This is a genomic window from Acidobacteriota bacterium (assembly GCA_040752675.1).
GTDB lineage: Bacteria > Acidobacteriota > Polarisedimenticolia > JBFMGF01 > JBFMGF01 > JBFMGF01.
In genome coordinates, this window is sequence record JBFMGF010000072.1 from 1 (window position 1) to 2,852 (window position 2,852).

At 47.6% G+C, this 2,852-nt stretch carries 3 protein-coding genes and 1 tRNA gene; all 4 read left to right on the forward strand.

What is annotated here, in order from left to right; all coding sequences use genetic code 11:
- On the forward strand, positions 1 to 350 hold a 350-nt coding region (locus AB1756_07165; protein ID MEW5807108.1), incomplete at its 5' end, for a S4 domain-containing protein.
- Positions 351 to 478: 128 nt separating this feature from the next.
- Entirely contained in the window at positions 479 to 1,957 is a 1,479-nt protein-coding gene (locus tag AB1756_07170) for a DUF4139 domain-containing protein (protein ID MEW5807109.1), read from the forward strand.
- Positions 1,958 to 2,046: 89 nt separating this feature from the next.
- Positions 2,047 to 2,439: a DoxX family protein gene (locus AB1756_07175; protein ID MEW5807110.1), complete on the forward strand. Its 393-nt coding sequence runs from the start codon at positions 2,047 to 2,049 to the stop codon at positions 2,437 to 2,439.
- A gap of 104 nt (positions 2,440 to 2,543) precedes the next feature.
- Positions 2,544 to 2,633 (forward strand) — tRNA-Leu (locus AB1756_07180).
- Positions 2,634 to 2,852 lie beyond the last annotated feature (219 nt).

A 2,852-nucleotide genomic window follows, 5' to 3' on the forward strand; every position in this document is an offset into this window, starting at 1 on the left:
AGGCAAAGTCGGACCTTGCGAAGAAGATCATCGAAGAGTTTTACAGCCGCGATGCTGCCGAGAAGGCGGAGCGGGAGTTTGAGAAGGTCTTTGCGAAAAAAGAAACGCCAGAAGAAATGGATGAGCTTGTCAGGAAGTGCGGCAAGGAGAACATCTGGCTGGCAAAACTGATGGTGGAAGCCGGCATCTCGAAATCGACGAGCGAGTCGATCAGGCTGATCAAGCAGGGGGGAGTCTCTCTGGATGGTCTCAAGATCAGCGATGAGAATACCGAGTTGAAAGCCGGGAAGCCCGCCGAATACCTCCTGAAAGTTGGTAAACGCCGCTTCCTTAAGATTATCTTTAGATAGATAGAATTGCTATTGACTCTTGCGTTGCATCGAACAAAACTTCCGAACATCTTCACCGATAAATTCATTTGATAATCGCCTGGTTTTGACATAGAATTTTTGCAACTACAGAATCAGGCGAGGTTCCCATGATCAAAAAATCAATAAACCGCAATGAATCTAAGATGATTAAGAAATCTCTAAATAATAAAAGATTCTTGAGTGTTGTCCTTCTGCCGTCCATCTTAAGTCTCTTCTTGATGTCCAGGCTTTTTGCAGCGGAATCCTCTTCGACGAAGGATGACAGGAAAGACGTCGCCATCACTGTCTACAACAGCAACATCGCTCTTGTCAAGGAGACCCGGGAGATCCAAATTGGCAAGGGAATTTTTGAGCTCAAGTTCATGGACGTGGCAGCGCAGATCAACCCGAAAACGACTCACCTGAAATCCCTCACGCAACCTGATCAACTGGAGATTCTTGAACAGAATTACGAGTACGACCTGATCAACCCTGACAAACTGATGGAGAAGTATGTCGGCCAGGAGGTCGAGCTCATCGAGCAGAATGAAAATTTCGTCGAAAAGACTACGAAAGCCACACTCCTCAGCGTGAACCAGGGCCCCATCTACAAAATCGGGGACCGGATCTCAATCGGGCATGCGGGAAGGGTCGTCCTGCCCAAGATTCCGGAAAATCTTGTGAGCACGCCGACTCTCGTCTGGCTCCTGAACAACAGGGGAGAAACAAGGCACAGAGTGGAAGCAAGCTACCTTACATCAGGGCTGAACTGGCTTTGCGACTATGTGGTCTCTGTGAATGAAGACGACACGAAAGCAGATCTCACAGGATGGGTGACCATTGATAACAGAAGCGGTGCTACATATGAGAATGCTCTCCTGAAACTTGTCGCCGGGGAGATTCACAGGGTGGAAGAAGAAAGGGCGTATCTGAGGAAAGGAGTTCCGATGGAAGCGGCAGCCGCTCCACAGTTCGTCGAGGAAGCATTCTTCGAATACCACCTCTACTCGCTGGACAGAAGAACCACTATTAAAGACAACCAGACCAAGCAAATGAACCTTCTGACTTCGTCGGACATCCCGGTCCTCAAAAGACTTCTCATAGCCGGAAGACCTTACTATTACAGGAATCGTTACGGCACTATTGAACAGAACCAGAAAGTGGGTGTTTTTCTTGAAATAAAGAACACGAAAGAGAACCATCTGGGAGTCCCGCTTCCGAAGGGGACGGTCCGAGTTTACAAGAAGGATAAAAGCGGAGCGCTGCAATTCATCGGCGAGGACTCGATCGATCACACTCCAAAGGACGAGATGGTAAAGCTGAAGATCGGGGAAGCCTTTGACGTGGTCTGCGACAGGATCCAGACCGATTTCAAGAACATCAAGATATTCAGGTATGACATCGAATCGGCTTATGAGATCAAGATAAGGAATCACAAGAGCGAAGCTGTTAGCGTGACCGTCAGGGAGCCTATCCCGGGAAGCTGGGAGATCGTGGAAGCTTCCCATGAATGGGAGAAGATCGACGCTCACACCATCGAATTTAATGTTAGCATTCCAAAGGATGGCGAGGTTTCCATCAAGTATCGGGTCCGCGTTGGCTGGTAGTTAAGCAGGATGCTTGACTCATTTATCAGAAAAGCCGGGGGCATCCTGCCTCGGAATTCAGGTATATCAAAATATCAAAGGGAGGAGCCATGGATAAGGTCCAGAGCATCTTAAACCTCGTTGGAAGGATTTTGATTTCGATAATTTTTCTCTCTTCTGGAATTGGAAAGATCTTTCAATTCTCCGGAACGAGACAATACATGGCATCACATGGGATACCGGCAGTCGGGCTTTTTCTGCTCGGCGCCATCTTTCTTGAGATCGTCGGGGGTCTTTCCCTCTTGCTGGGATGTGCGAGCCGGGTCGGAGCGTTTCTCCTCATTGTCTTTCTGATCCCAACCACGCTTATCTTCCATCTCAACTGGTCAGACCAGATGCAGCTCATCCAATTCATGAAAAATCTCGCCATCCTCGGAGGCTTATTCCTCATCCTGACTCATGGCAGCATGAAATACGGCATCAACCACCTCTGGAAGGAATAGGAGATTCTCTACTATCCCTTTTCTGAAAATTCCGGATTGCCACAGTAAAAACTCTTTGATAAACCTTGCAAATCCCCCTCAAGCTATTGTAAATTAGCGCCAATGCCGGAGTGGCGGAATTGGTAGACGCAAGGGACTTAAAATCCCTCGGAAGGTCACCTTCTGTGCCGGTTCGATTCCGGCCTCCGGCACCATATTTTCAATGATTTACGAGGATTTCGGCTTGTCGGGAAAATGGGCAAAAACCATTTGCGGTGACCAATTGGTGACCATGAAAATCCTCTATTTAGGGTTTGCTGAAAAAGTCATTTTCGTTTTTTTATTAAGAAGAATACCTTTCCCCTTCTTTTTCCTCTCTTAGATTTTCTTCAATCCCTTACGTCATTCTCTTCAGTGCTCTGTTCAGGTTCATT